The 23,901-nt window shown below is 71.6% G+C and carries 24 protein-coding genes and 2 pseudogenes; 13 read left to right on the top strand and 13 right to left on the bottom strand.

From position 1 onward, the window contains the following. From AOQ53_RS21555 to AOQ53_RS48115, 8 genes are all read right to left on the bottom strand, one after another. The coding region (locus AOQ53_RS21555) for an amidohydrolase family protein (RefSeq protein WP_059419643.1) at positions 1-1,000 on the bottom strand (1,000 nt) is incomplete at its 3' end. Positions 1,001-1,108: 108 nt separating this feature from the next. Next, positions 1,109-2,032, bottom strand: coding sequence for a factor-independent urate hydroxylase (gene pucL, locus AOQ53_RS21550; RefSeq protein WP_059419642.1), 924 nt, complete (start codon positions 2,030-2,032; stop codon positions 1,109-1,111). A gap of 6 nt (positions 2,033-2,038) precedes the next feature. Next, positions 2,039-2,452 carry a hydroxyisourate hydrolase gene (uraH, locus tag AOQ53_RS21545; RefSeq protein WP_059419640.1) on the bottom strand — a complete coding sequence of 138 codons (414 nt, stop codon included), beginning with the start codon at positions 2,450-2,452 and terminating at the stop codon, positions 2,039-2,041. Between the two features lie 7 nt (positions 2,453-2,459). After that, the gene (uraD, locus tag AOQ53_RS21540; RefSeq protein WP_059419638.1) at positions 2,460-2,969 is read right to left on the bottom strand and encodes a 2-oxo-4-hydroxy-4-carboxy-5-ureidoimidazoline decarboxylase; all 510 of its coding nucleotides are present in this window, start codon (positions 2,967-2,969) and stop codon (positions 2,460-2,462) included. 159 nt (positions 2,970-3,128) lie between these two features. After that, complete coding sequence (locus AOQ53_RS21535) at positions 3,129-3,497, bottom strand: helix-turn-helix domain-containing protein (protein WP_059419636.1); 369 nt, start codon at positions 3,495-3,497, stop codon at positions 3,129-3,131. Continuing rightward, positions 3,494-3,745: a thiamine-binding protein gene (locus AOQ53_RS21530; protein WP_059419634.1), complete on the bottom strand. Its 252-nt coding sequence runs from the start codon at positions 3,743-3,745 to the stop codon at positions 3,494-3,496. Before AOQ53_RS21530 ends, AOQ53_RS21535 begins: the two co-directional genes overlap by 4 nt. Before the next feature lie 412 nt (positions 3,746-4,157). Continuing rightward, complete coding sequence (locus tag AOQ53_RS48120; protein WP_059419633.1) at positions 4,158-4,730, bottom strand: FG-GAP repeat domain-containing protein; 573 nt, start codon at positions 4,728-4,730, stop codon at positions 4,158-4,160. A gap of 1 nt (position 4,731) precedes the next feature. Further along, complete coding sequence (locus tag AOQ53_RS48115; RefSeq protein ID WP_059419632.1) at positions 4,732-5,412, bottom strand: trypsin-like serine protease; 681 nt, start codon at positions 5,410-5,412, stop codon at positions 4,732-4,734. A 333-nt stretch (positions 5,413-5,745) separates the two neighbouring features. On the opposite strand from AOQ53_RS48115, the gene AOQ53_RS21515 reads away from it, so the two are divergent. The 5 genes and pseudogenes from AOQ53_RS21515 to AOQ53_RS21495 all read left to right on the top strand — a co-directional run bounded on the left by AOQ53_RS21515 (position 5,746) and on the right by AOQ53_RS21495 (position 9,297). Continuing rightward, on the top strand, positions 5,746-6,567 hold the full coding sequence (locus AOQ53_RS21515; protein WP_059419631.1) for a TIM barrel protein: 822 nt from the start codon (positions 5,746-5,748) through the stop codon (positions 6,565-6,567). Positions 6,568-6,589: 22 nt separating this feature from the next. Beyond that, entirely contained in the window at positions 6,590-7,483 is an 894-nt protein-coding gene (locus tag AOQ53_RS21510; protein WP_059419628.1) for a 2-hydroxy-3-oxopropionate reductase, read from the top strand. A 204-nt stretch (positions 7,484-7,687) separates the two neighbouring features. Beyond that, a pseudogene (locus tag AOQ53_RS21505) lies at positions 7,688-7,927 on the top strand (catalase); the annotation flags it as partial. 363 nt (positions 7,928-8,290) lie between these two features. Further along, positions 8,291-8,527: a hypothetical protein gene (locus AOQ53_RS21500; RefSeq protein ID WP_059419625.1), complete on the top strand. Its 237-nt coding sequence runs from the start codon at positions 8,291-8,293 to the stop codon at positions 8,525-8,527. 158 nt (positions 8,528-8,685) lie between these two features. Further along, complete coding sequence (locus tag AOQ53_RS21495; RefSeq protein WP_059419623.1) at positions 8,686-9,297, top strand: hypothetical protein; 612 nt, start codon at positions 8,686-8,688, stop codon at positions 9,295-9,297. Positions 9,298-9,389: 92 nt separating this feature from the next. Here the strand turns inward: AOQ53_RS21495 and gcl are convergent, their stop codons facing one another. Beyond that, complete coding sequence (gene gcl / locus AOQ53_RS21490; protein WP_059419622.1) at positions 9,390-11,174, bottom strand: glyoxylate carboligase; 1,785 nt, start codon at positions 11,172-11,174, stop codon at positions 9,390-9,392. Positions 11,175-11,384: 210 nt separating this feature from the next. Between gcl and AOQ53_RS40025 the strand changes: the two genes are divergently transcribed. Beyond that, positions 11,385-12,296, top strand: a complete 912-nt coding sequence (locus AOQ53_RS40025) for a hypothetical protein (protein WP_063888928.1) — start codon at positions 11,385-11,387, stop codon at positions 12,294-12,296. A gap of 20 nt (positions 12,297-12,316) precedes the next feature. Here the strand turns inward: AOQ53_RS40025 and AOQ53_RS41390 are convergent. Next, positions 12,317-12,442 (bottom strand): annotated as a pseudogene (locus AOQ53_RS41390) (imine reductase family protein); the annotation flags it as partial. Between the two features lie 111 nt (positions 12,443-12,553). On the opposite strand from AOQ53_RS41390, the gene AOQ53_RS42955 reads away from it, so the two are divergent. After that, positions 12,554-12,943, top strand: a complete 390-nt coding sequence (locus AOQ53_RS42955) for a hotdog family protein (protein ID WP_148640362.1) — start codon at positions 12,554-12,556, stop codon at positions 12,941-12,943. A gap of 7 nt (positions 12,944-12,950) precedes the next feature. Here the strand turns inward: AOQ53_RS42955 and AOQ53_RS21475 are convergent, their stop codons facing one another. After that, positions 12,951-13,739: an alpha/beta fold hydrolase gene (locus AOQ53_RS21475; RefSeq protein WP_059419619.1), complete on the bottom strand. Its 789-nt coding sequence runs from the start codon at positions 13,737-13,739 to the stop codon at positions 12,951-12,953. 85 nt (positions 13,740-13,824) lie between these two features. Between AOQ53_RS21475 and AOQ53_RS21470 the strand changes: the two genes are divergently transcribed. Both AOQ53_RS21470 and AOQ53_RS21465 read left to right on the top strand, forming a co-directional pair. Then, entirely contained in the window at positions 13,825-14,331 is a 507-nt protein-coding gene (locus AOQ53_RS21470; protein WP_059419618.1) for a GNAT family N-acetyltransferase, read from the top strand. Between the two features lie 56 nt (positions 14,332-14,387). Continuing rightward, positions 14,388-14,900: a GNAT family N-acetyltransferase gene (locus tag AOQ53_RS21465; protein ID WP_236711744.1), complete on the top strand. Its 513-nt coding sequence runs from the start codon at positions 14,388-14,390 to the stop codon at positions 14,898-14,900. On the opposite strand, the gene AOQ53_RS21460 is transcribed toward AOQ53_RS21465, so the two are convergent. Together AOQ53_RS21460 and AOQ53_RS21455 are read right to left on the bottom strand one after the other, a co-directional pair. Next, positions 14,813-16,411, bottom strand: a complete 1,599-nt coding sequence (locus AOQ53_RS21460; protein WP_059419617.1) for an AMP-binding protein — start codon at positions 16,409-16,411, stop codon at positions 14,813-14,815. The genes AOQ53_RS21465 and AOQ53_RS21460 overlap by 88 nt on opposite strands. Further along, on the bottom strand, positions 16,408-18,087 hold the full coding sequence (locus AOQ53_RS21455; protein WP_059419615.1) for an AMP-binding protein: 1,680 nt from the start codon (positions 18,085-18,087) through the stop codon (positions 16,408-16,410). The genes AOQ53_RS21460 and AOQ53_RS21455 overlap by 4 nt, the downstream gene beginning before the upstream one ends. A 124-nt stretch (positions 18,088-18,211) precedes the next feature. Here AOQ53_RS21455 and AOQ53_RS21450 point away from each other — a divergent pair, with 124 nt between their 5' ends. The 4 genes from AOQ53_RS21450 to AOQ53_RS21435 all read left to right on the top strand — a co-directional run bounded on the left by AOQ53_RS21450 (position 18,212) and on the right by AOQ53_RS21435 (position 23,889). Continuing rightward, a complete protein-coding gene (locus AOQ53_RS21450; protein ID WP_059419614.1) occupies positions 18,212-19,021 on the top strand; it encodes a helix-turn-helix transcriptional regulator in 810 nt (269 codons plus the stop codon). A 204-nt stretch (positions 19,022-19,225) separates the two neighbouring features. Then, positions 19,226-22,078 (top strand): helix-turn-helix transcriptional regulator, encoded by a 2,853-nt coding sequence (locus AOQ53_RS21445; protein ID WP_059419612.1) that lies wholly within the window; start codon positions 19,226-19,228, stop codon positions 22,076-22,078. A gap of 225 nt (positions 22,079-22,303) precedes the next feature. Then, the gene (locus AOQ53_RS21440; RefSeq protein ID WP_059419611.1) at positions 22,304-23,095 is read left to right on the top strand and encodes a S1 family peptidase; all 792 of its coding nucleotides are present in this window, start codon (positions 22,304-22,306) and stop codon (positions 23,093-23,095) included. Between the two features lie 146 nt (positions 23,096-23,241). After that, entirely contained in the window at positions 23,242-23,889 is a 648-nt protein-coding gene (locus AOQ53_RS21435) for a LysE family translocator (RefSeq protein ID WP_059419651.1), read from the top strand. Positions 23,890-23,901: the final 12 nt, after the last annotated feature.

Genomic DNA, 23,901 nt, shown 5'->3' with positions numbered 1-23,901 from the left:
GTTCGCCGGACTCGTTGGACGCGGTGCCGTCGACGCCGAGGCCGACCGGGACGCCGGCCGCGAGCATGTCGGGGACGCGGGCGATACCGGCCGCGAGGCGGGCGTTGGACGACGGGCAGTGCGCGACGCCGGTCCTCGTACGGGCGAAGGCGGCGATGTCGGAGTCGTTCATGTGGACGCAGTGCGCCATCCACACGTCCTCGCCGAGCCAGCCGGTGGACTCGAAGTAGTCGGTCGGGCCCATGCCGAACAGTTCGTGGCAGAACTTCTCCTCCTCCACGGTCTCCGAGCCGTGGGTGTGGAGCCGTACGCCGAGGCGGCGGGCCAGCTGGGCGCCGTCCCGCAGCAGTTCGGTGGAGACGGAGAAGGGCGAGCAGGGCGCGACGGCGACCTGGGTCATGGCGTCGAAGGAGGAGTCGTGGTGCTGTCGCACGGTCTCCTCGGTGGCGGCCAGCGCCCCGTCGAGGGTCTCGACGGCGAAGTCCGGGGGCAGGCCGCCGTCCTTCTCGCTGCGGTCCATGGAGCCGCGGGCGAGGGTGAAGCGGACGCCCATGTCGCGGGCGGCGCCGATGATCGCGCCGGACAGGTCGCCGGAGCCGTGCGGGAAGACGTAGTGGTGGTCCATGGCGGTGGTGACGCCGCCGCGGGCCATCATCGCGAGCGAGCCCTGGGCCGCCGCGCGCACCATCGGCTCGTCGATGCGCGCCCAGACCGGGTACAGCGCGACCAGCCAGTCGAAGAGGTTGTGGTCCGTGGCCAGGCCCCGGGTGATCCACTGGTAGAAGTGGTGGTGGGTGTTGATCAGTCCGGGGGTGACGAGGTGACCGGAGGCGTCGATACGGCGTACGACGTTCTCCAGACCCTCGGGTGCCTTGCCCGCGCCGACCGACTCGATGCGGTTGCCGGCGAGGACGACGTGCCCGGAGGCGTACTCGGTGTCGTCGGCGTCGACGGTCGCGATCGCACCGTTCTCGATGACGATGCGCTGGGCTGCTGCCATGGTTCGTCCTTTGCGCTGAGGTTGAGGGGGCACGGCAGGACCCTGGGAGTTTGAGTGCCGTGGCCGAGGAGAAGGGTTCCCCGGCCGCGGGTGCCGAAAGAGGGAACGTCAGAGGTTGGTGAGGTCCACGGGGATCTTCGCCTCGCAGCCGTCCCGCAGGATCGTCGCCTCGATCAGGCCGTAGGGGCGGTCGGCGGCGTAGTACACCTCGTTGTCGTTCTTGAGGCCGAAGGGCTCCAGATCGACCAGGAAGTGGTGCTTGTTCGGGAGGGAGAAGCGGACCTCGTCGATCTCGCTGCGGTTGTCGATGATCCGCGCGCCCATCTGGTACAGCGTCTGCTGGAGCGAGAGCGAGTACGTCTCGGCGAAGGCCTGGAGCATGTGCTTCTTCGTCTGCTCGTAGGACTTCTCCCAGTCGGGCATGCGCTGGCCGTCGTCGGTCCAGTTGAACCGCCAGCGGCCGGAGACCTGGGTGGCCAGGATGCGGTCGTAGGCCTCCTTCAGCGTCGTGTACTTGTCCTTGACGTAGCCCCAGAACTCGGAGTTGGTCGAGTTCATCACGACGAGGTCCTTCAGGCCCGAGATCACCTCCCACGACGAGCCGTCGTAGGTGATCTGGGTCAGCCGGATCTCCTGGCCCTTGCGGACGAAGGAGTGCTTGGCCTCGTCGGCGCCGGTGGACTGCGGGTTGGCGTCGAGGGCCTCGATCCGCTCCCAGGCGTACTCCTCGATGCGGATCCGGGCCCGGTGGATCGGCTCCTGGCTGGTGACGAAGTGGCGGGCGAGGTGGATGCCGAACTGCTCGGCGGACTCGATGCCGTGCTCCTTGGCGAACGCGTACACCGTGTTCTTGGTGGTGTCGGTGGGGAGGACGTTGGCGTTCGAGCCGGAGTAGTGGACCTCGTCCATGTCGCCGCTCAGCGACACGGAGACGTTCAGGTCCTTGATGTGGTGGGTGGTGCCGTCCCGCGTGATCTTGACGACTCGGTTCTCGGCCTTGCCGTACTGGTTCTGTCCCAGAATGGTGGGCATGAGTAGCTAGCTCCCTCGGTATACGGAGTAGCCGAACGGGTTGAGCAGCAGCGGTACGTGGTAGTGCTCGCCCGGTACGACGGCGAACGTGATCGCCACCTCCGGGAAGAACACCCCGGCGCCGCTGTCCCGATTCGCGGGGGCGTCCTGCTGCGCATCGGCTTGCTTGGTCGCGAACTTCGCGTTCTCTTCGAAGTACGCCTCGACGGCGAAGTCGAGCCGTACGTGGGTGGTCCCCTCCGGCAGGGCCGGGAGGTCCTTGCACCGGCCGTCCGCGTCGGTCGCGGAGCCGCCGAGCGCCCGCCAGTCCGCCGCGCGCCCGCTGCGGGCGGAGAGCCGGACGGCGACGCCCTCGGCGGGGCGGCCGGCGCTGGTGTCCAGGATGTGCGTGGACACGGACGCGGTGGCGGAGGTGCTCATGCTGCTGTCAGTCCTCTTCGACGAGTCGGGCCAGGCGGATGCGGTTGATCTTCCCCAGTTCGGTGCGGACGATCTCCCGCTCCCGCTCCGGCGTGTTGCCGATCCGTTCCCTGACCGCGTCGCGCATCTGCTCGCCGGTCCGGCCGGTTGCGCAGATCAGGAAGACGTGGCCGAACTTCTCCTGGTAGGCGAGGTTCAGCTCCAGCATCTCCGCCTTGAGCGCGTCGGAGGCGCCGGCCATGCCGCGCTGCTCCCGGGCCGAGGTGGGGTCGCCGGGTTTCGGGCGGCCGATGGGCGGGTGGCCGGCCATCGCCTCCGCGAGGTCCTCCGCCGTGAGCGCCGCCGTGGCGGCGTCGTTCGCGGCGTACAGCGCCTCGGGGCTGGCGTAGGGGCGGGCGGCGAGCAGCCGCTTCGCCCACGCCGTGGAGGCGCACGCCTCGTGGAGCGCGGTGAAGGCCGCGTGCTCCTCGATGGCGTTGAACCGGGCCAGGCCCGGCGGCGTGGAAGTGGAAGTCACGGGAGCCTCCGTGGCCGGGTACGGCCTTCGTGCTGAACGGGCGTGCCGATAGCTAACGCCCTCCCGCGACAGCACGTCAACAGTTTGTTGAAAATTCCGTGTGTCGAAACCCGGCGAGGCGGCGAAACCGGGCATGAGCCCGCCAGGGCATGAGCCCGGTCAGGTGCCCTTCTCGCGGTTGAGGTAGTTGTAGACGGTGAAGCGGCTGACGCCCAGGGCGCTCGCCACGGTCTCCACCCCGTGCCGCACGGAGAAGGCGCCGCGCGCCTCGAGGATCCGTACGACCTCCTGCTTGGCCTTGCGGTCCAGGTCGGCCAGCGGCATGCCCTTGCGGCGCTCCATGGCGGCGAGGATGTGGTCGAGGGAGTCGGCGAGCTGCGGCAGCCGTACGGCGACGGCGTCGGCACCCTCCCAGGACAGGACGACGTCGTCGGGGCCCGCCTCGTCGGGCGGGATCATCTCGCCGCCCATGGCGTCGACCAGGGGCTTCACGGCCGCGATGAACGGCTCGTCCCCGGCGCCGCTCATGCCTCGCCCTCCTCGATCACGTTGACCTGGAGCGAGACCCGGGTGGCGCCCGCCTCCAGGGTCTTGCGGAGCAGGGCGTCCACTGCGGTGAGCACCGCGTCGGCGCCGCCCTCGGCGGTGTTGCCGAACGGGCCGACGTCCACGGCGTCCAGTTCGGCGGCCTCCACGACCTCGCGGGCGACCACCGCGTGCGCGGGCGCTTCGTCGAGGTCGAAGGGCTCGGTCGTGAACTCCACTCTCAGTCGCATAGTGCCCCCAGAACCGTTGTGACCTGTGCGACCCTAGCCGACACCGTGGCGGACCGGACCGCCTGCGCGAGCACTTCGCGTTCCGCGCGCGGGCACCCGCCCTCCATCGGTCTCCATGGTCCTCCACCGCCGAGGTTCGCCGATGGGAAACCGGTTTCCGGGGCGGCACGGCAGGCCTGAAGAAGTCCGACCGACCGCCGGCAGACGCGGCTGGCCCGCCTGGTGCGCCAGGGGCGCGTCGTGTGCCGGCGGCGGCCGGGGGTGGGGCGGAAGGTCGCGTCGGAGACCGGGCGGCGAGGCGGTCAGGTGGTGAAGAGGCGGCAAGGGTTGCACAGCGCACAGTTCCCACCGCATGCGGCGATGGGCACTGTACGTGACCGTCCCCGCAGGTGAGCCTCGCTCACCTGCGGTTTCAGCCCCAGATGTCGTACTGCTGGAAACCGGCGCCGACCGAGACCCGTGGAGCGAAGATCTCGGAGGTCGCCTTGCCGGTGCCCTTGTAGAGGTAGAGCGTGCCGCCGGGGGTGCGGGCCAGGAAGTCGGCGTTGCCGTCGCCGCTGATGTCGCCGACCGCGTCGAAGGCGTTGTAGCCGGTCCAGGCGCTGCGCACCTTGATCCGGGAGGAGAAGGCCTCGGAGCCGGCCTTGCCGGTGCCCTTGTACAGGTACAGGTCGCCGGTGCCGGCCTGGCGGGCGAGCAGGTCGGCTCTGCCGTCACCGGTGAAGTCGCCGTGGCCGCGCACGGAGTTGTACTGGTTCCAGCCGGTGCGGACCGAGAAGCGGGAGCCGAAGGTGCCGTTGCCCTTGCCCGGGTAGATCCACAGCGTCCCGCCGGAGTCCACCGACAGGATGTCGGGCAGGTAGTCGCCGGTGACGTCGCCCGGCGCGATGATCCGGGTGCGGGTCTTCCAGCCGGTGGCGATCTTCGTGTCGGTCCAGGAGCCGCCGGTGCGGGCGCTGTTGAGCACGAAGTGCTTCCAGTACACGTCACCGGTGGAGCTGACCCGGGGTGAGCATGCCGAGGTCGTCCCCGTACCTCCCCACTTCCTTGTCCACCGGGTCGTACCCGGGTTGCCACCACTGACGCAGCACGGCCGTTGCCTGGCCGCCGTGCAGGTCGGTGGTGCCGGTGGAGTCGGCGGTGGGCAGTTGAGCAGTACCTGTGACGACGGCGCCGTGAGCCTGCCAGTTGTAGTCCCTGCTCCCGTCCCTGACGCAGTGGGCGGCGGTCAGGATCTTCGTCGGTGCCACGACCGCGCCACCGCAGAAGAAGCTCACGTCGTCGTTGGTCTCGGGGGTGTTCCTGTCGTCGTGGTACCAGAGCTGGGCCATCCACGGGGCCGTGCCGATGGTGGTCTCGCTGCCGCCGATGATCTTCGGGTCGATGCTCGACGTGCTCGTGCCGGAGCTCAGCGACGACTTCTCGGTCGTCTGCCCCGGGGTGTCGTCGCCCGCGAGGGCACCCGCGATGCGCTTTTCCAGGGTGGAGAGCGAGGGCGAGCCGATGGCCGGCTTGATCGTCGGGTTCGGCACGGCGGTGGCCGCACCGGCGGAAGAAGTCATCAGCGTGGCGGCGACGGCCGCGGCGACGCCGGCGGCGGCGACGGCGACGGGCAGGGCGATGCGTATCCGGCGTCTGTGACGGCCGCCGGACGGTGTCGTTGTCAAGGGAGTCCCCCCCGAGGAACATGAGACAGGAGGGACGCGAGTCGCGTCCCTCCTGCTCAGCGCCCAAGGCCGGCGTCCGTCACTCTCCCGCCGCACCAGCATGCGCTGGTCGGGCCGGTGCGCGTGCGCCCGCGGGTGACAACACCGCTCAGACGCCCGCCGCGCCGCGACCTCACGCCCGCCCAGACGGTGGACCTCACACGTTTTCGGGCCACGGATCACGTCCCGACGCATCCCCCTTCCCCTTGACAAGCCACGAGACCCGGCGGCAGTCTTCCGGTAAGCAGAAAGCGACTTCCACGATACGAAACTAATGGAAGGGAGCGCGGCCCGATGGGATTCGCAGACCAGCGCTTCAACGTCAACCTGTCGATCCTCTTCACGGAACTCCCGCTCCTGGAGCGTCCCGCGGCCGCCGCCGCGGCCGGCTTCACAGCGGTCGAGCTGTGGTGGCCGTGGGTCGACTCGCCCACCCCTGAACAGTCGGAGCTCGACGCGCTGAAGAAGGCCGTCGAGGACGCCGGCATCCAGCTCACGGGCCTCAACTTCTACGCCGGTCAACTGCCCGGCCCCGACCGTGGCGCCCTGTCGATCCCGGGCGAGGAGTCGGAGAGGTTCCGCGCCAACATCGACGCGGCGGTCGGCTTCGCCGCCTCCCTGGGCTGCAAGGCGCTCAACGCCCTGTACGGCAACCGCGTCGAGGGCGCGGACCCGGCCGAGCAGGACGCGCTCGCGCTGGAGAACCTGGCGCTCGCGGCCCGGGCCGCCGACCGGATCGGCGCGATCCTGCTGATCGAGGCGCTCAACCAGCCCGAGTCGCCGTCGTATCCGCTGGTGTCGGCGCCGGCCGCCGTCGGCGTCGTCGACAAGGTCAACGACACGACGGGGCTGGGCAACGCCCGCTTCCTCATGGACCTCTACCACCTGTCCATGAACGGCGAGGACCTGCCGCAGGTGATCGAGCGGTACGCCGCGAAGACCGGTCACGTCCAGATCGCCGACAACCCCGGCCGCGGCGCCCCCGGGACGGGCTCGCTGCCCCTCGAAGACCTCCTCGACCAGCTGAGCAAGGCGGGTTACGACGGCCGGGTCGGCCTCGAGTACAAGCCGGGCGACCGCCCGAGCGCCGAGGCCTTCGACTGGCTGCCCCGCTGACCCCCGCACCGAAAGGCACACCATGAGCAACGCACTGCCCAAGATCGCCTGGATCGGCCTCGGCATCATGGGCTCCCCCATGTCCGAGAACCTGCTCAAGGCGGGCTACGACGTCACCGGCTTCACCCTGGAGCGGGAGAAGCTGGACCGCCTCGCCGCCTCCGGTGGCACGGCCGCCGGCTCGATCGCCGAGGCCGTGCGGGACGCCGACGTCGTCATCACGATGGTGCCCGCCTCCCCGCAGGTCGAGGCCATCGCCTACGGCCCCGACGGCATCCTGGAGAACGCCAGGTCCGGCGCCCTGCTGATCGACATGTCCTCGATCACCCCGCAGACCTCGGTCGACCTGGCGAAGGCGGCGAAGGACAAGGGCATCCGCGTGCTGGACGCCCCCGTGTCCGGCGGCGAGGCCGGTGCGATCGAGGCCGTGCTGTCCATCATGGTCGGCGGCGAGCAGGCCGACTTCGACCAGGCCAGGCCGGTCTTCGAGGCGCTCGGCAAGACCATCGTGCTGTGCGGCCCGCACGGCTCCGGCCAGACCGTGAAGGCCGCCAACCAGCTGATCGTCGCCGTGAACATCCAGGCGTGCGCCGAGGCGGTGGTCTTCCTGGAGAAGTCCGGCGTGGACCTGAAGGCGGCCCTGGACGTCCTGAACGGCGGTCTCGCCGGCTCGACCGTGCTGACCCGCAAGAAGGACAACTTCATCGGCCGGGACTTCAAGCCGGGCTTCCGGATCGACCTGCACCACAAGGACATGGGCATCGTCACGGACGCCGCCCGCAACGTCGGCGCGGCCCTGCCCGTCGGCGCCGCGGTCGCCCAGCTGGTCGCGTCCCTGCGTGCGCAGGGCGACGGCGGCCTGGACCACTCGGCGCTGCTGCGGGCCGTGGAGCGGCTCTCCGGCGCCCGGATCTGACCTCGCAGACCCTCATGACCCCGAGGGTCCCCATACCCCGGGCGGCGCCGCCGCTGACACCTGTCCTGTCGCGCCCAAAGGGGCGGCGCCGCCCGGTCCCACCCATGCCCATCGCTTCAACAAAACGTTGGCGCTCCGATCCCCGACCCCAGGCTCCACAAATCGGAAACATTTTTCCGCTTCCCTCGCGTACGGAAGGTCACGATGCCGCAGCGCGTGCTCACCACCGAGTCCGGCGCCCCCGTCGCCGACAACCAGAACTCCGCCACCGCCGGCGTCGGCGGCCCGCTTCTGCTCCAGGACCAGCAGCTGCTGGAGAAGCTCGCGCGCTGCAACCGCGAGCGCATCGCCGGCGGCCTCGCGCAGGTCTCCCGTGACGACGTGATCGAGAGGAACCTCGCGCACTTCCACACCGCCGACCCCGAGTACGGGCGGCGCGTGGAGGATGCGGTCCGCGCCCTGCGCGAGGACTGAACTCCCTGACCGTGTCCGACCGCCCGGGGACGACCCGGATGAGGGGTGGTCGCCCCCGGGCACGGACGCGGGCAGGGCGCGGACCGCGGCGGAGTGTGAGCCAGTGCGGTGGTGAAGGACCCGGACGGGCTTCTCGACCTGAGGGAAGACCGTTCCGGATTCCGTCACACCCGCCGCGGTCCCAGCACCAGCACCACCCCCAGGCCCCGTCCGGCGGCGCGAATGTCCTGTCGCGCCCAGCCTCGCGCCGCCGGACGGCCAACCCGTCCCGGCGTGCGGAACCGCAGCCCGTCTCAGGGTGCGGAACCGCCCCGGCCGCAGCAGCCTGAAGGCATGGCACACCCAACCGAACACCCGCATGTCGTGGTCCATCCCCCCGCCCTGGACGGATCCCGCCGGGTCACCCTGGGCGAGGAGCCCCTGGGCGTCGCCACGCACGCCGACGACGTTGCCGAGATCCTGCGGCTGGCGGACCTGTACGTCACCGACGTCGCGGAGAGCGACCTCGTCGAATGGCAGGGCGGCGGCCCGGACGACTGGCCGGGGCTGTCGGAACACCACGAGGTGTGAACACGCCTACGGCACCGGTCGTACGCCTTGTACGGAACCCTCAAATGAACCTCTGAACCCGGCCCCGGGGGCTTCAACCGCCCCCGGGGCCGGGCACATTCCCGACACACGGGGCCCGCCGGCACGGGGGCGGCGGGCCCCGGCACGGGGGTGAAGCCATGGGCGACGGTACGGCGGTCCGGCTGGAGCCGCACGAGATCGCACTGCTGGGGGACGGTCCGCGGGCCGCCGTCACCGTCGCCGTGGTGGACCTGTGTCTGAGGGGCCTGGTGGAGGCGGACCGGCCGGGGACGATGCGGGCGGGCATCGCGGACGCCGTGAGCGCGGAGCGAGCGCCGTCCCTCCTGGCCCAGGCGGTGCACGTCTGTCTCCACGAGCCCGCCGGTCTCCGGACGTTGGCCAAGGATCCGGACGTACGGCTCGCGCTGGCTCTCATGCGCATTCCGCTCGCGGAGGCGGGCCTGCTGCGCTACCCGCTGCTCGGCCCGACGCGCGGCGCCCGCCGCCATGTGCGGGACCTGCGGCAGCGCCATCCGCTGCCCGCGAGCAGGCGCGGCCTGACCGACCACGACCGGCTGCTGGCCGTCGCGCTGCACGGCGAGGCGGCCCTGCGGCTGCTGGTGCCGCGCTTCGCCCTCCGGGCGGGTCTGATCCGCCGGGCAGAGGTGGGCGGCAAGGGCCTCCTCAAGCACTCGCCTCGCGGTACGGGCGGAGGCGGTGGGGGCTACTCGTACTGCGGCGGGGGTGGAGGTGGCGGTGGCGGGGACTGACTGGCCGCGGGGCCCGGCACGTCCGGGCTCCAGGCGCGCGTGAGAGGGGCGGTCCGTCCTTCCGGACGGGCCGCCCCTCTCCTGCGTACGCGTCAGACCTTCAGTGGCTTGATCGACGTCGGCGCGTGGCCCGGCTCCGTGGCGAGTTCCTCGAACTCCACGACGTTGCCGATGTCGTTGGACGTCGACATGGAGATGTTGGTGACACGCTCCAGGATCGCCTCGACGACGACCGGGACCCGGTACTCGGCGGCGAGCTTCTTGGCCTGCTCGAAGGCGGCGCCGAGTTCGGCGGGGTCGGTGACGCGGATCGCCTTGCAGCCGAGGCCCTCGGCGACCCTGACGTGGTCGACGCCGTAGACGCCGAGCTCGGGCGCGTTGATGTTCTCGAACTCCAGGTTGACCTGGAAGTCGATGTCGAAAGCGCGCTGCGCCTGGCGGATCAGGCCCAGGTAGGAGTTGTTGACGAGGACGTGGACGTACGGGATCTTGTGCTGCGCCCCGACGGCCAGTTCCTCGATCATGAACTGGAAGTCGTAGTCGCCGGAGAGCGCGACGACGGACGCCTCCGGGTCGGCCTTGGCGACGCCGAGCGCGGCCGGGATGGTCCAGCCGAGCGGGCCGGCCTGACCGCAGTTGATCCAGTGGCGGGGCCGGTAGACGTGCAGCATCTGGGCGCCGGCGATCTGCGAGAGGCCGATGGTGGAGACGTACCGGGTCTCCGGGCCGAAGGCCTTGTTCATCTCCTCGTAGACCCGCTGCGGCTTGATCGGGATGTCGTCGAAGTGCGTACGGCGCTGGAGGGTCGCCTTCCGCTCCTGCGCCGAGGCCGCCCAGGCGGAGCGGTCGGGCAGCCTGCCGGCCGTCTTCAGCTCGCGCGCCACCTCTACGAACAGCTCCAGCGCGGCCTTGGCGTCGGAGGCGATGCCGTAGTCGGGGGCGAAGATCTTGCCGATCTGGGTGGGCTCGATGTCGACGTGGACGAACTTCCGTCCGGCGGTGTAGACGTCGAGTCTGCCGGTGTGGCGGTTGGCCCAGCGGTTGCCGATGCCGAGGACGAAGTCGGACTCCAGGAAGGTCGCGTTGCCGTAGCGGTGCGAGGTCTGGAGGCCGACCATGCCGGCGTTCAGCTCGTGGTCGTCGGGCAGGACACCCCAGCCCATGAGGGTGGGGACGACCGGAGTACCGGTCAACTCGGCGAACTCGACGAGCAGTTCGGTGGCATCGGCGTTGATGACACCGCCGCCCGCGACGATCAGCGGCCGCTCGGAGGCGTTCAGCATCCCGATCGCCTTCTCGATCTGGGCGCGGGTGGCGGCGGGCTTGTAGACCGGGAGCGGCTCGTACGTCTCCGGGTCGAACTCGATCTCCGTGAGCTGGACGTCGATCGGCAGGTCGATCAGGACCGGGCCGGGGCGGGCGGAACGCATCAGATGGAAGGCCTGCTGGAAGACACCGGGGACCTGCGCGGCCTCCAGCACGGTCACGGCCATCTTGGTGACCGGCTTGGCGATCGAGGCGATGTCGACGGCCTGGAAGTCCTCTTTGTGGATCACGGCAGTCGGGGCCTGGCCGGTGATGCACAGGATCGGGATGGAGTCGCCGGTCGCGGAGTACAGGCCCGTGATCATGTCGGTGCCGGCCGGACCGGAGGTGCCGATACAGACGCCGATGTTGCCCGGGTGGGTGCGGGTGTAGCCCTCGGCCATGTGCGAGGCACCCTCCACGTGGCGGGCGAGGGTGTGGTTGATACCGCCGGAGGCCTTGAGCGCCGCGTAGAAGGGGTTGATCGCCGCGCCCGGGACACCGAACCCGTCGGTGACGCCCTCGCGCTTGAGGATCTCAACTGCCGCGCGGGCAGCCGTCATTCGAGCCATCGAGTACTCCTGCTTCGGCTGTCGGATTCGCACTCCCGTCGCGCCCCGCGGTGAGCTATTCCGTATTGTGGAAATAGCTTTCTGCTATCTGGAATGAATGTAGGTGGGGCGGCAGAAGGACGTCAAGAGACCTGCAAGCGGCGGACAGGCGGGGGCCGGCTGGAGCACGATGGACGCGCTGTCCCGATGTGACGCCGTACTGGAGTGGCCATGGCCGAGAGCGTGCCGGTGCGCTGTCCGTCCTGCCGACGAGAGCACCGCTTCACGGCGCCGTCGTACCCGTGCGTGTGCGCAGCGCCCCTCGCCCCGCGGCTCGACCGGAACGGGACGGTGACGCCCGTCGCCCATCGCGTCTGGCAGGACGACTGGGTGACGGTGCGGTGCGCATCCTGCGGCCGACGCGGGGAGTTGCCGCGGCCGGAGGTGGGCTGCCCGTGCGGGGTGGTGCTGCGGGTGCCGGTCGTGGAGGGGCGGGAGGTGGCCGGCCGGAGCGGTTCGACGGGCCAGGGCACGGCGGCCGACGGCGGGCTCAGGCCTGACCGGGACATCACCGTCGACACGGACGCCGAGGCCGCCGGCCGGGACGGCGCGCCGGGCGCGAGTGCCGAAACCGGCCCGCGCGACGCCGCAGCCGCCGTCGAGGGGGCCGCTGCCTCTGCCGAGGCCGAGGGGGCCCCGGCCTCTGCCGACGCCGGTTCCAGTGCCGACTCCACCGACGCTGCCGCCCGGCCGCCCTTCCGCTCCGTCACGATCCGTACCGTCCTCGACGCCGTCACGGCCGCCGCGCTGTACCTGCGCTGGCTCGGCTACCGGCGTGTCCGGCGGGCGGACCAGCGGCCGCCGTCCGGGATCGGCCTCGCCGCCCGCGGCGTCGTCGCCCTTGTCGACCCGGCCGTGCGCCCCGCGACCCTGCGGGACGTGGAGTGCCTGTGGCTGACGGCCATGACGGAGTCGGCGGACTGCCTGTACTTCTCCCTCGCCGGGTACGCGGACGACGCCCGGGCCCGCGCCGACGCCCTCGGCATCCCGCTGTTCGTCCTCGACGTCACCGGCACACCACGGCCGGTGAACGCCCCGGCCGACGCCCTGGACGCCACCGGCACGGAGAACCGGGCGCCCTGACAGGCAGGAGCGCGGGTCGGTCAGTCGATGCCGGGTTTGCTGAACTCCTCGATCAGCACGGGATACTGCTCACCATCGTGTCCCGCGGCAATCGAGCGGTCTGCCATCGCCTTGAACAGCTTCGGCAGTTCGGCGTTTATGCCGACCCGGAGCGCGTGCCCGCCTGACGAGCTCATGGAACGAGTGGAACGAGGGGAAACGTGGTGCGAGGCGGGGACTTCGGAGCCGGCGGAGCGAACAAGGCATCCGCACTCGAGGTGGGTCAGGTACTCACGGCACAACGCACCATCCTGGCCGAGGACATCGCCGCCTTCGCCTCGCTCGTGGGCGACGAGGGGCGCCACCATGTCTCGGCCGACGGGCCGGTCATGGCGCACGGTCTGCTGACGGCGTCGCTGGCGACGCGGGTCGGCGGGCGACTGGACTACATCGCCCGCCGGATGAGCTGGGAGTTCCTCAAACCCGTCTGGGAGGGCGAGAGCATCACCGCGCGCGTGACGGTACGAGCGCTGAGGCGGACGCGGTCCGGGACGGAACTCGAACTCGGCATCGTGATCGTCAACCAGGACGGTCATGAGGTGCTGCGTGGGGACAGCACGGGTGTCGTGCGGGACGGGGCGGGCGTGCGGCCTTCGACGCCGGGCTGACGCTCCGCTATGCGTGGTCCGGCAGGGCCTGGTCCGTGAGTGCCGCCGCGGTGACGCGGGCGAAGGCCTCCGGATTGTCCAGCATGATGTTGTGTGCGCAATCCGGGACCGCGACGACGGACACGCCGGACGCGGTGAGCGCGTCGGCGCCCGGGAGGGGGCCGTCGGCCTCGGGCAGCAGGTAGGTCCGGGGAATCTTCAGGTCCAGCAGGAGTTCACGCATGGTGGGGACGGTGCCGCGGACGAGGTGGACCGCGCTGCGGTGCAGGGCTTCCCGGCCGGCCAGACGCATCGTGGACCACCAGTGGGGGCCGACCCGGTCGCGGACCTCTTCCCACCCGCCTGCCAGGAACCGCTGCTCGGTGTAGGCGGCGATCCCGCTGCTGCCCGACGATCCGGGGGCGGGCGGTATCGGGTCGAGGTTGGCGTCGACCAGGACCAGACGCGAGACCAGGTGGGGGTGGCGGGCGGCCAGGACGATGGCCACCGAACCGCCCATGCTGTGCGCGATCAGCTCCGCCCCGGTAACGCCCGCCGTAGTGAGCGCCGCGGCGAGCGCGTCGGCGTGTGATTCCAGGGTGTAGTCGAAGCTCGTCGGCCGGTCGCTGATGCCGTGTCCGAGCAGGTCGGTCAGCAGCGAACGGCGGCCGGCCAGCAGGGGATGGACCGCGGTCTCCGTGAAGTAGGCGGGCGACGTGGCGCCCAGGCCGTGCACGTAGACGCGTGGCGGTTCCTGTCCCGGCAGTTCGACCCAGCGGATCCGGTCGCCCTCGGGTGTCACGGCGGCGTCGCGCACAGTCTGCTCCCCTTGTGGTCCGAGTCGGTGGAGGGACGAGAGTAGCCGCCGGATCCCGGTGCCGACCGCGCCGCATACTCTCCCCATGCGTATCCGCCCCGCGACCGCCGCCGAGCTCCCCGCCCTCCAGGACGTCGAACGTGCCGCCGGCGCCCCCTTCCGCGACCTCGGCATGCCGGAGATCGCCGACGACGAACCGCCCGCGCTCGACGTACTGGAGCGCTACCGCGGGGCGGGCCGCTGCTGGGTCGCGGTGGACGAACGGGACCACCCGGTCGCATACCTCGTCGCCGAACCCGTCGACGGCGCCCTGCACATCGAGCAGGTCTCGGTCCACCCGTGCGCTGCCCGCCGGGGCGTGGGCCGGGCCCTCCTGGCGTACGCCGCCGACCGCGCCCGCGAGGCGGGCCTGACCGCCCTGACGCTGACCACCTTCACGGAGGTCCCGTGGAACGCCCCCTACTACACCCGCCTCGGCTTCCGCACCCTCGGGGAGGCGGACCTCACGCCCGGCCTGCGCGAGATCCGCGCGGCGGAGGCCCGACACGGCCTGGACCGCTGGCCCCGCGTGTGCATGCGCGCACCACTGTGACCGGGCCTCGGTAATCCGCGCGCGGCCCGGCCCGCACTGCTGCCACGATGCGCCCCATGGGCGACATCGAACCCGGCACGCTCGTCGTGCGCCGCGCCGAGGCGTCGGACCGCACGGCACTGACCGAGACGGACCCGATCGCGGCGGCGGGAGACCGGGCGCGCCGCGCGGGCATCCGGCGCTGGTGCGAGCAGGGCCTGGCGCTGCTGGCCGAGGACGCGCGCGGGCCCGTGGGCTACGGCGTGCTGGAGTACACCTTCTTCGAACAGGGCTTCCTCACTCTGCTGACGGTCGCGCCCGCCGCACGCCGGCAGGGAGTGGCCGCGCGTCTCCTCACGGCTGTCGAAGCCGCGTGCACCACGCCCAAGCTGTTCACCTCGACCAATGTCTCCAACCAGCCCATGCAGCGACTGCTCCTGAGAGCCGGCTGGCAACCCGCCGGTCTGGTCCACGGCCTCGACGACGGCGACCCCGAGCTGTTCTACCTCTGCCCGCCCGCGAACCTCTCCCGCAGTTCCACCTTGCGCACCTTCCCGGAGACCGTCATGGGGAAGGAGTCGAGGAGCTGAAGCCTGCTCGGGATCTTGTAGTGGGCGAGGCGGCCCCGGCAGAAGGCGTGGAGTTCGTCCAGGGTGAGCGGGTCGGCGGGGTCCTGGGGGATGACACAGGCGAGGACCTCCTCGCCGTAGTGGTCGTGCGGGACACCCACGACCTGGACGTCCTGGATCTTGGGGTGGGCGTAGAGGAACTCCTCGATCTCGCGGGGGTAGATGTTCTCCCCGCCCCGGATGATCATGTCCTTGATGCGGCCGACGATCTCGACGTAGCCGTCCTCGCGCATCACGGCGAGGTCGCCGGTGTGCATCCAGCGGCCCGCTTCGATGGCCTCGGCGGTCTTCTCCGGCTCGTTCCAGTAGCCGAGCATCACGCTGTAGCCGCGGGTGCACAACTCGCCCGCCCGGCCGCGTGGTTGGATCACACCTGTCGCCGGGTCGACGATCTTCACCTCGATGTGCGGCAGCACGCGGCCGACCGTGCCGGTGCGGTGTTCCAGGTCGTCGTCGCGCCGCGTCTGTGTGGAGACGGGCGAGGTCTCCGTCATGCCGTAACAGATCGACACCTCGGCCATGTTCATCTCGGTGACCACCCGCTTCATCACCTCCACCGGGCAGGGCGAGCCCGCCATGATGCCGGTGCGCAGGGAGGAGAGGTCGTACGACGCGAAGCCGGGGAGGTTCAGCTCCGCGATGAACATGGTCGGGACGCCGTAGAGCGAGGTGCAGCGCTCCTGCTGGACCGCCTCCAGCGTGGCCTCGGGGTCGAAGGACGGGGCCGGGATGACCATGCAGGCGCCGTGGGACGTGGCGGCCAGATTCCCCATGACCATGCCGAAGCAGTGGTAGAACGGCACGGGGATGCACACCCGGTCCTGCTCGGTGTAGGCGATCGACTCCCCTACGAAATAGCCGTTGTTGAGGATGTTGTGGTGGGAGAGGGTGGCCCCCTTGGGGAAGCCCGTCGTGCCCGACGTGTACTGGATGTTGATCGGGTCGTCGCAGGACAGGCCGTCGTCCGCGATCCGGGCGCCGGGTGTCCCCCGTCCGAGCAGTGCGTCCCAGCTCGGGTCGCCGAAGTACACGACCTCGCGCAACTCGGCGCATCTGCCCCGCACTTGCTCGACCATCGCCCGGTAGTCGCTCGTCTTGTGGCCGAGGGAGGCGAACAGGAGGGAGATCCCGGCCTGGTTGAGGACGTACTCGACCTCGTGGGTGCGGTAGGCCGGGTTGATGTTCACCATGATCGCGCCGATGCGGGCCGTGGCGTACTGGACCAGGACCCACTCGGGACAGTTGACCGCCCAGATGCCCACCCGGTCGCCCTTGGCGACCCCGGAGGCGAGGAGGGCGGAGGCCAGCTCGTCGACGGCCGCGCCGAACCGCGCGTACGTCCAGCGCCGCCCGGACGGCACGTCGACCAGCGCCTCACGGTCCGGCCAGGTGGCCACGGCGCGGTCCAGGTTGGCCCCGATGGTGTCGCCGAGCAGGGCCGTCTCGCTGGTTCCGTGACTGTACGAGTTCACCGGAAGTCCTCCTCGCGGTACTCGGCGTCCGACCCGGCCGCCGTGGCCTCGCGCAGCTCGATGCGGCGGATCTTGCCCGAGACGGTCTTGGGCAGGTCGCCGAACTCCAGGCGTCGGATGCGCTTGTAGGGAGCCAGGGCCTCACGGGAGTGCTCGAACAGCACCTTCGCGGTGTCGGGGCCGGGCTCCCAGCCCGCCGCCAGGACGACGTACGCCTTCGGCACCGCGAGCCGCAGCTCGTCCGGCGCGGGCACGACGGCCGCCTCGGCCACCGCCTCGTGCTCCAGCAGCGCGCTCTCCAGCTCGAAGGGGCTGATCTTGTAGTCGGACGCCTTGAAGACGTCGTCCGCGCGGCCGACGTAGGTGATGTAGCCGTCCGCGTCCCGCGCGCCGATGTCGCCCGTGCGGTAGTAGCCGCCGGCCATCGCCTCCGCCGTGCGGTCCGCGTCGCCGTGGTAGCCGGTCATCAGGCCGACGGGGCGGTGCGACAGGTCGAGCGCGATCTCGCCCTCGCTCACGCCCGGCGCGCCCGAGACGGGGTCCAGCAGCTCGACGCGGTAGCCGGGGCTCGGCCGGCCCATCGAGCCGGTCTTCAGCGGCTGGCCGGGGCTGTTGGCGACCTGCACGGCCGTCTCGGTCTGGCCGAAGCCGTCCCGGATGGTGACGCCCCAGGACCGGCGGACCTGCTCGATGACCTCCGGGTTGAGTGGCTCACCGGCGGCGACGATCTCGCGGGGCGGGGTGCGCAGCTGTGTCAGGTCGGCCTGGATGAGCATGCGCCAGACGGTGGGCGGGGCGCAGAACGTGGTGACCCCGACCCGATCCATCTCGGCCATGAGACGGGCGGCGTCGAAACGCGTGTAGTTGTACAGGAAGACGGTCGCTTCGGCGTTCCAGGGGGCGAAGAGGTTGGACCATGCGTGCTTGGCCCAGCCGGGCGAGGAGATGTTCAGATGCACGTCGCCGGGCTTGAGGCCGATCCAGTACATGGTCGACAGGTGCCCGATCGGATACGAGGTGTGGGTGTGCTCGACGAGTTTGGGCCGGGCGGTGGTGCCCGAGGTGAAGTACAGCATCAGCGGGTCGTCGGCCCGGGTCGGGGCGTCGGGCGTGAAGTCGGCGGAGGCGCCGTAGGCGTCGTCCAGCGGCAGCCAGCCCTCGGGCACGGTTCCCGCGTCTGTCGCGGCGATGCGGGTGTAGTCGCCGGGGACCTCGGCGAACTTGCCGGTGTCCTCGGAGCGCGCGATGACGTGCCGGACCCGGCCGCGGTCGACGCGGTCACGCAAGTCGGCGGGGCCGAGCAGCGGGGTGGCCGGGATGACCACGGCTCGCAGTTTCATCGCCGCGAGCGCGGTGATCCACAGTTCGGCCTGGTTGCCGAGCATCACGAGGATCCGGTCCTCGGCGCGCACGCCCCGGGCCCGCAGCCAGTTGGCGAACTGGGCCGAGCGTACGGACATCTCCCCGAAGGACAGCTGTGTCTCGCGGCCGTCCTCCTCGACGATGTGCAGCGCGGTGCGGGCGTTGCCGTGCGCGATCTCGTCGAACCAGTCGAGCGCCCAGTTGAAGCAGTCGGGACGGGGCCAGCGGAAGCCCTCGTAGGCCGTGCCGTAGTCCTCGCGGTGTTCCAGCAGGAAGTCCCGCGCGCTGCGGAACACCTCCGTCGCCGATGCCATTCGTCCTCCTTGGTGCCGGACCATTGCCGGGCGGCTCCGAACCATCGTGTAATCCGTGATGCAGGTCTCACTACCCCCGAACGGGGGTGCGCCCGCGCAGGAGCCGTAGTGAAGGGGCGAGCAGGTGACAGCAGACGCGTCCGACGCGGTCGAGATACGGAACGCGCTGCTCCGTCTGCGGCGCGCCACCGGCCTTCCGGTCGCCTTCGGCGGCCTGATGGAGGCCGGGCGGCAGATGCGCATCAGCGAACTGAGCGGCACGGCGACGCACGCCCTGCGTTCGCTGGTGGTGACGTCCGGGAACGGGCTGGGCGGCAAGACCGTGGTGCTCGCCCGGCCGTGCGTGGTGACGGACTACTCGGCGTCGCGGCAGATCAGCCACGAGTACGACGCCCCGGTGGCGGTGGAGGGACTGCGCTCGGTGCTGGCCGTGCCGGTGGTCGTGCGGCACTCGGTGCGCGGGGTGCTGTACGGGGCGCTGCGCACGGCCCTGCCGCTGGGCGGGCGCATGCTGGACGAGGCCGTCGAGGCGGCGCGGGACGTGGAGCGGGCGCTGGTCGTGCGGGAGGAGGCCCGCACGCTCGCCGCCGAGGGCGGGGCCGGCGTGGGACGGGAGCAGGTGCGGGAGGCGCACGCGGCGCTGCGGGCGTTGGCCCCGAAGATCGCGGATCCGGAGCTGCGGGCCGAGCTGCTCGACGCGTGTGCCCTGCTGACGGCCGATTCCATCCCGTCGGACCGGGTCCGGCTCGCGCCGCGGGAGGTGGACGTGCTGGCGTGCGTCGCCGCGGGGGCCACGAACGCGGTCGCGGCCGAGCGGCTGGGCGTGACGCCCGAGACCGTCAAGGCGTATCTGCGGTCGGCCATGCGGAAGCTGCGGGCCCGGACCCGAGGCGAGGCCGTGGTCGCCGCGCGCCGGGCGGGATGGTTGCCGTAGGTTTGCGATGTTTTCCGTTACCCTTGCCTGTTCGATATGCCGACGGGTTCCCGGACGGGCGCCACCGTCGCGTTCCGCCGCATTCGGGAGCCCGATGAATTCGCGCGCGGGCCTCCGTTGTTATTTCCCTCACCACGCCGTCCGTCCGAAATTCAAAGAACTGTTGCCTAATATTGGCCAGGACACGACACACGGAGGGGAGCGGTGACCGTGCGACGGGACTTCCAGGAGCCTCCCAGGAGCCGCCCCGACGTGGTCATCGGCCGGGAGGACCTGTTCACGTCGGCGCGTGAACAGCTCGGCCGAGGCGGCAGTGTGCTGCTCCACGGCCCCGCGGGAATTGGGAAATCGACGGTCCTGCGGGCACTGGCCGCGGATTACGCCGGCGCGGCCCGGACCGTGTTGCGCTGCTCGGCCACCGAGTCCGAATCCCACCTGCCCTTCCTGGCGCTGGCCGACCTCTTCGGCCTGGTCCTGGACGAGGTCTCCGGCGCGCTGCCCGCCGCTCAGCGCACCGCCCTGGAGTCCGCGCTCACCGGGCGCGGCGAGTCCACGCTCCAGCGCGACGGGCTCGCGCTGCGCCTCGCCGTACTGTCGGCGCTGCGCGCCCTCGCCGCCAAGGGCCCGGTGCTGGTCGTCGCCGACGACCTGCAGTGGCTGGACGCCGCCAGCGCCGAGCTGCTCGGTTTCGCCGCCCGCCGGCTGGGCGACACGCCCGTGCAGATGCTGTGCGCGGTGCGGACCGAGGGCCAGGAGTACGACCGCCATCTACGCGCGTCCCCGCCGGACACGCTCGCCGTCCGGCTGGGCCCGCTGTCCCGTACGCAGGTCTCCGCGCTGCTCGACCACCGCGGCTACACCCCCCTGTCCCGCTCCACGATCCGCGACATCCACCGCACCAGCGGCGGCAACCCGCTCTTCGCGCTGGAGCTGGGCCGCGCCCTGGCCGAGAGCCCGACCCGGCCCCGGCCCGGCGAGCCCCTGCCCGTGCCCACCTCGCTGCGGGCGCTGGTGCTGAGCCGGCTGGAGATGCTGTCCGACGAGGCGCGCCGCACCCTGCTCGTGGCCAGTGCCGGTGCCCGGCCCACGCTGGCGCTGCTGCACGCGGCCGGCCGGGAGCACGCCGAGGCCGAGACCGCGCAGGCCGCCGCGCTGGGACTGCTGGCGACGGAGCCGGAGGGCCCCGCCGTACGGTTCGCGCATCCGCTGATCTCGGCCGCGCTGTACGCGGAGGCCCCGGCGCAGGAGCGGCGGGCCGTGCACGCCGCGCTGTCCACGGCGGCCTCCGACCCGATCGAGCGGGCCCGGCACCTGGCCCTGGCGACCACCGGCACCGACCCGGAGGTGGCGGCCCGGCTCGCCGAGGCCGGTGCGCTGGCCCGGGACCGCGGGGCACCGTCCGTGGCCGCCTCGCTCGGGCTGCTCGCGGCCCGGCACACCCCGGCGGACAGTACGCCCGGCCCGGACGAGCGGCGGCTCCAGGCCGCGGAGGACGCCATCACCGCCGGTGAGGCCGACCTCGCCCGGGACATCGCCCGGGACGTGCTGGCCCGGGCCAGCGTGCCCGCGGAGCGGGTACGGGCCTGGATGGTGGTCATCGAGGCGGCCGGGCAGGCGCTCGGCGAGGTCGACGCCGTCTTCCCGCAGGTCCTGGCCGACGCGGGCGACGACCCGCGGCTGCTGGCCCTGGTTCACTACCAGCTGGCCTGGCGCGGCCTGGTCGTCGAGGGCGACTTCGCCGAGGCCCGGCAGGAGGCCGCGCACGCGGCGGAGCTGGCCGCCCGCGGCGAGGACCGGCGCACCGAGCTGATGGCGCTGTCCTTCCAGGCCTCAACCGAGACCCTGATGGGCCACCCGGGCGCCCCCGAGACCGTCAAACGGGCGCTGAAGGAGCCGCAGGACCCGTACGTGGCCTGCCACCACAACGGCGCCGGCTCGGCCCGGTTCCGCTGGCTGATCATGAGCGACCAGCTGCCCGAGGCGCGGGCGACCATCACCGCGCTGCTGCGCGAGGTGCGCAGGCGCGGCATGGTCGAGAGCGAGGTGCACTTCCTGCGCTTCCTCGCCGACACGGAACTGCGCTCGGGGCATTGCGGCCGGGCCCTGGACCTGGCCCGCGAGAGCCTGCGGCTCGCCCGGGACGCCGGGATCGGCGAGGGTGCCTCGGCGATGCTCGCCTCCCTCGCGGAGGCCTCGGCCGGGGATGTCGACCGGGCGCTGGCCCTCGCCCGTGAAGCGGCCGACCACGCCGAGGTCGACGGCGACCAGATGTACCTGTCCCGGGCCCTGGCGGCGCTGGGCTACGCCCAGTTGGTGGCCGGGGACCCGGCGGCCACGGTCCGTTCGCTGCGCCGGGTGCGCGAGCTGGAGCAGGGCCTCGGCATCAACGACCCGGCGCGCGGCCGCTGGCACTGCGACCTCGCCGAGGCCCTGGTCCGCATCGGCGAACCGGGCGAGGCCCAGGACGTCATCGACACGGCACGGGTGCACGCGCTGCGGCTGGGCCGGGAGAGCGTGCTGGCCGTCCTCGACCGGGCCGAGGCACTGGTGCGGGCGGCCCGCGGCGAACACGAGGCGGCCCTGGTCCGCCTGACGTCCGTTCAGGACCGGCTCGGCAGGCTGGGCTACGGCCTCGAGGAGGCGCGGGCCGCCTTCGCGCTGGCCCGGCTGCGCGCCCAGACCGCCGCTTTCCCCCGCAGCGGCGGGACTCCCCTGCCTGGGTCGGCGTCGTACGACGAGGCCGCCCGGCTGTTCAGGCGCTGCCGGGCGCTGCCCTGGCTGCGGCAGGTCGACGCGGCCGCCGCGGCCGGTCCCTCGGCGGTGGAGCCGGCCTCCGTCGCACCGCCCGTTCCGCTCGACGCGCTGGAGGGCCTCGCGTCGATGGAGCGTCAGGTCGCCTCACTGGTGATGGAGGGCGCGACCAACCGGGAGATCGCGGCCCGTCTGTTCATCAGCGTCAAGACCGTCGAGGCGACCCTGACCCGGGTCTACCGCAAGCTGGGGATCCGTTCGCGGGTGGACATCGTCCGGCTGGCCGCGGGCCGCCGCACGACCTGACCCCCGGCTGCCTACCACCGCGCCCACCAGGGTTTGAGAGGCCGGACCGAGGGTTTACCCTGCCCAACTCCCTTAGGGGGTTCCCTCATTGGGAGCCCGCGCTGCCGGGCTCTAGCTTTGTCGCGTGCCGCTCGCCGGGCACACGGAGATCCGAACAACGGCGTCAGGGTCACCGTGCACCACCCACCCGCGCGACCCCCCACCGGCAACTCCCCAAGGAGACCCATGTTCGGGTTCAACCGTGCCAAGAAGGCCGCCGCCCTCGCCACGGCGAGCGCTGCCGCCGCCGCGACCGCGCTGCTCGCCGCTCCCGCCGCCGTCGCCGCGCCCCAGCCGATCGTCGGCGGTACGACGACCACGACGACCGCGTACCCGTTCGTCATGCAGATCACGGACGCCTCGCAGACCCAGTTCTGCGGCGGCACGCTGGTCTCGCCCACGAAGGTCGTCACCGCCGCCCACTGCATGGTCGGCGAGACCACCAGCAGCGTGCGCGTCGTCGGTGGCCGCACCTACCTCAACGGCACCAACGGCACGGTCAGCAGAGTCAGCAAGATCTGGATCCACCCGAACTACACGCGCGTCACCAACGGCGAGGACGTGGCCGTGCTGACGCTGTCGACGTCGATGCCGTACACGCCGGCGAAGTACGTCTCCTCCTCGCAGACCTCGGTGTACGCGGCAGGCACCACCGCCCGCATCCTCGGCTGGGGCACCACCTCCTCGAACAGCAGCTCCTCCAACCAGCTGCGCACCGCGACCGTTCCGACCGTGTCCGACTCCAGCTGCGGCAGCTCCTACGGCTCCGACTTCGTGCGGAGCGAGATGGTGTGCGCCGGATACACCTCCGGCGGCGTGGACACCTGCCAGGGCGACAGCGGCGGCCCCCTGCTCATCGGGGGCGTCCTGGCAGGCATCACTTCCTGGGGGGAGGGCTGCGCCCAGGCCGGTTACCCGGGTGTCTACACCCGGCTGACCACCTTCTCCAACCTGGTCACGACGCAGCTCAACTCGTAACCGGGCAAAACTCCTGAGTATCCCTCAGGTGACATACCAGGGGGCGTTGCGGGCCTCCACGAGCGGCCCGCAACGCCCCCTCTCCATCTCTGCATGCCACCGGTCGGGTTCGGGTGCTTGAATGGCGGCGGATGGGAGTGATGCTCGTGGTTTCCGCCGACCGTCTCCTCGCCTTCGCCGTGATGTCGCTCCTGGTCATCGTGATCCCGGGGCCCAGCGTCCTGTTCGTCATCGGCCGGGCCCTCGCCCACGGCCGCCGCACCGCCGTGGCGACGGCCCTCGGCAACGTGGTCGGCTCCTACCTGCTGGTCGTGGCGGTCGCGGTCGGGCTCGGCTCGCTGGTCGAGCGATCGGTGACGGTGTATCTGACGGTGAAGCTGGCGGGTGCCGCGTATCTGGTGTATCTGGGCGTGCAGGCGTTCCGGCACCGCGGGGAACTGAAGGCGTCGCAGATCGGCACCCGGTCGGCGGGGCCGGCTCGCGGGGATCTCCGGACGCTCCTGGACGGGGTCGTCGTCGGCGTCACCAACCCGAAGGGTGTGGTGTTCTTCGCCGCCGTCCTGCCGCAGTTCGTGGACCACTCGGCGGGCCATGTGCCCGTGCAGATGCTGCTGTTGGGCCTCGTACCGATCTCGATCGGCCTCGTCACGGACACGCTGTGGGGCCTGACCGCGTCGGCGGCCCGCACCTGGTTCGCCGGCTCGGACCGCCGCCTCTCCCTGATCGGCGGGGCGGGTGGCTGCACGATGATCGGCCTGGGCCTGACGGTGGCGGTGACGGGCCGGGCGGACTGAGGCACCGCTCCT

Source organism: Streptomyces azureus (assembly GCF_001270025.1).
GTDB lineage: Bacteria > Actinomycetota > Actinomycetes > Streptomycetales > Streptomycetaceae > Streptomyces > Streptomyces azureus.
This window is presented reverse-complemented; position numbering and strand designations above follow the sequence as displayed.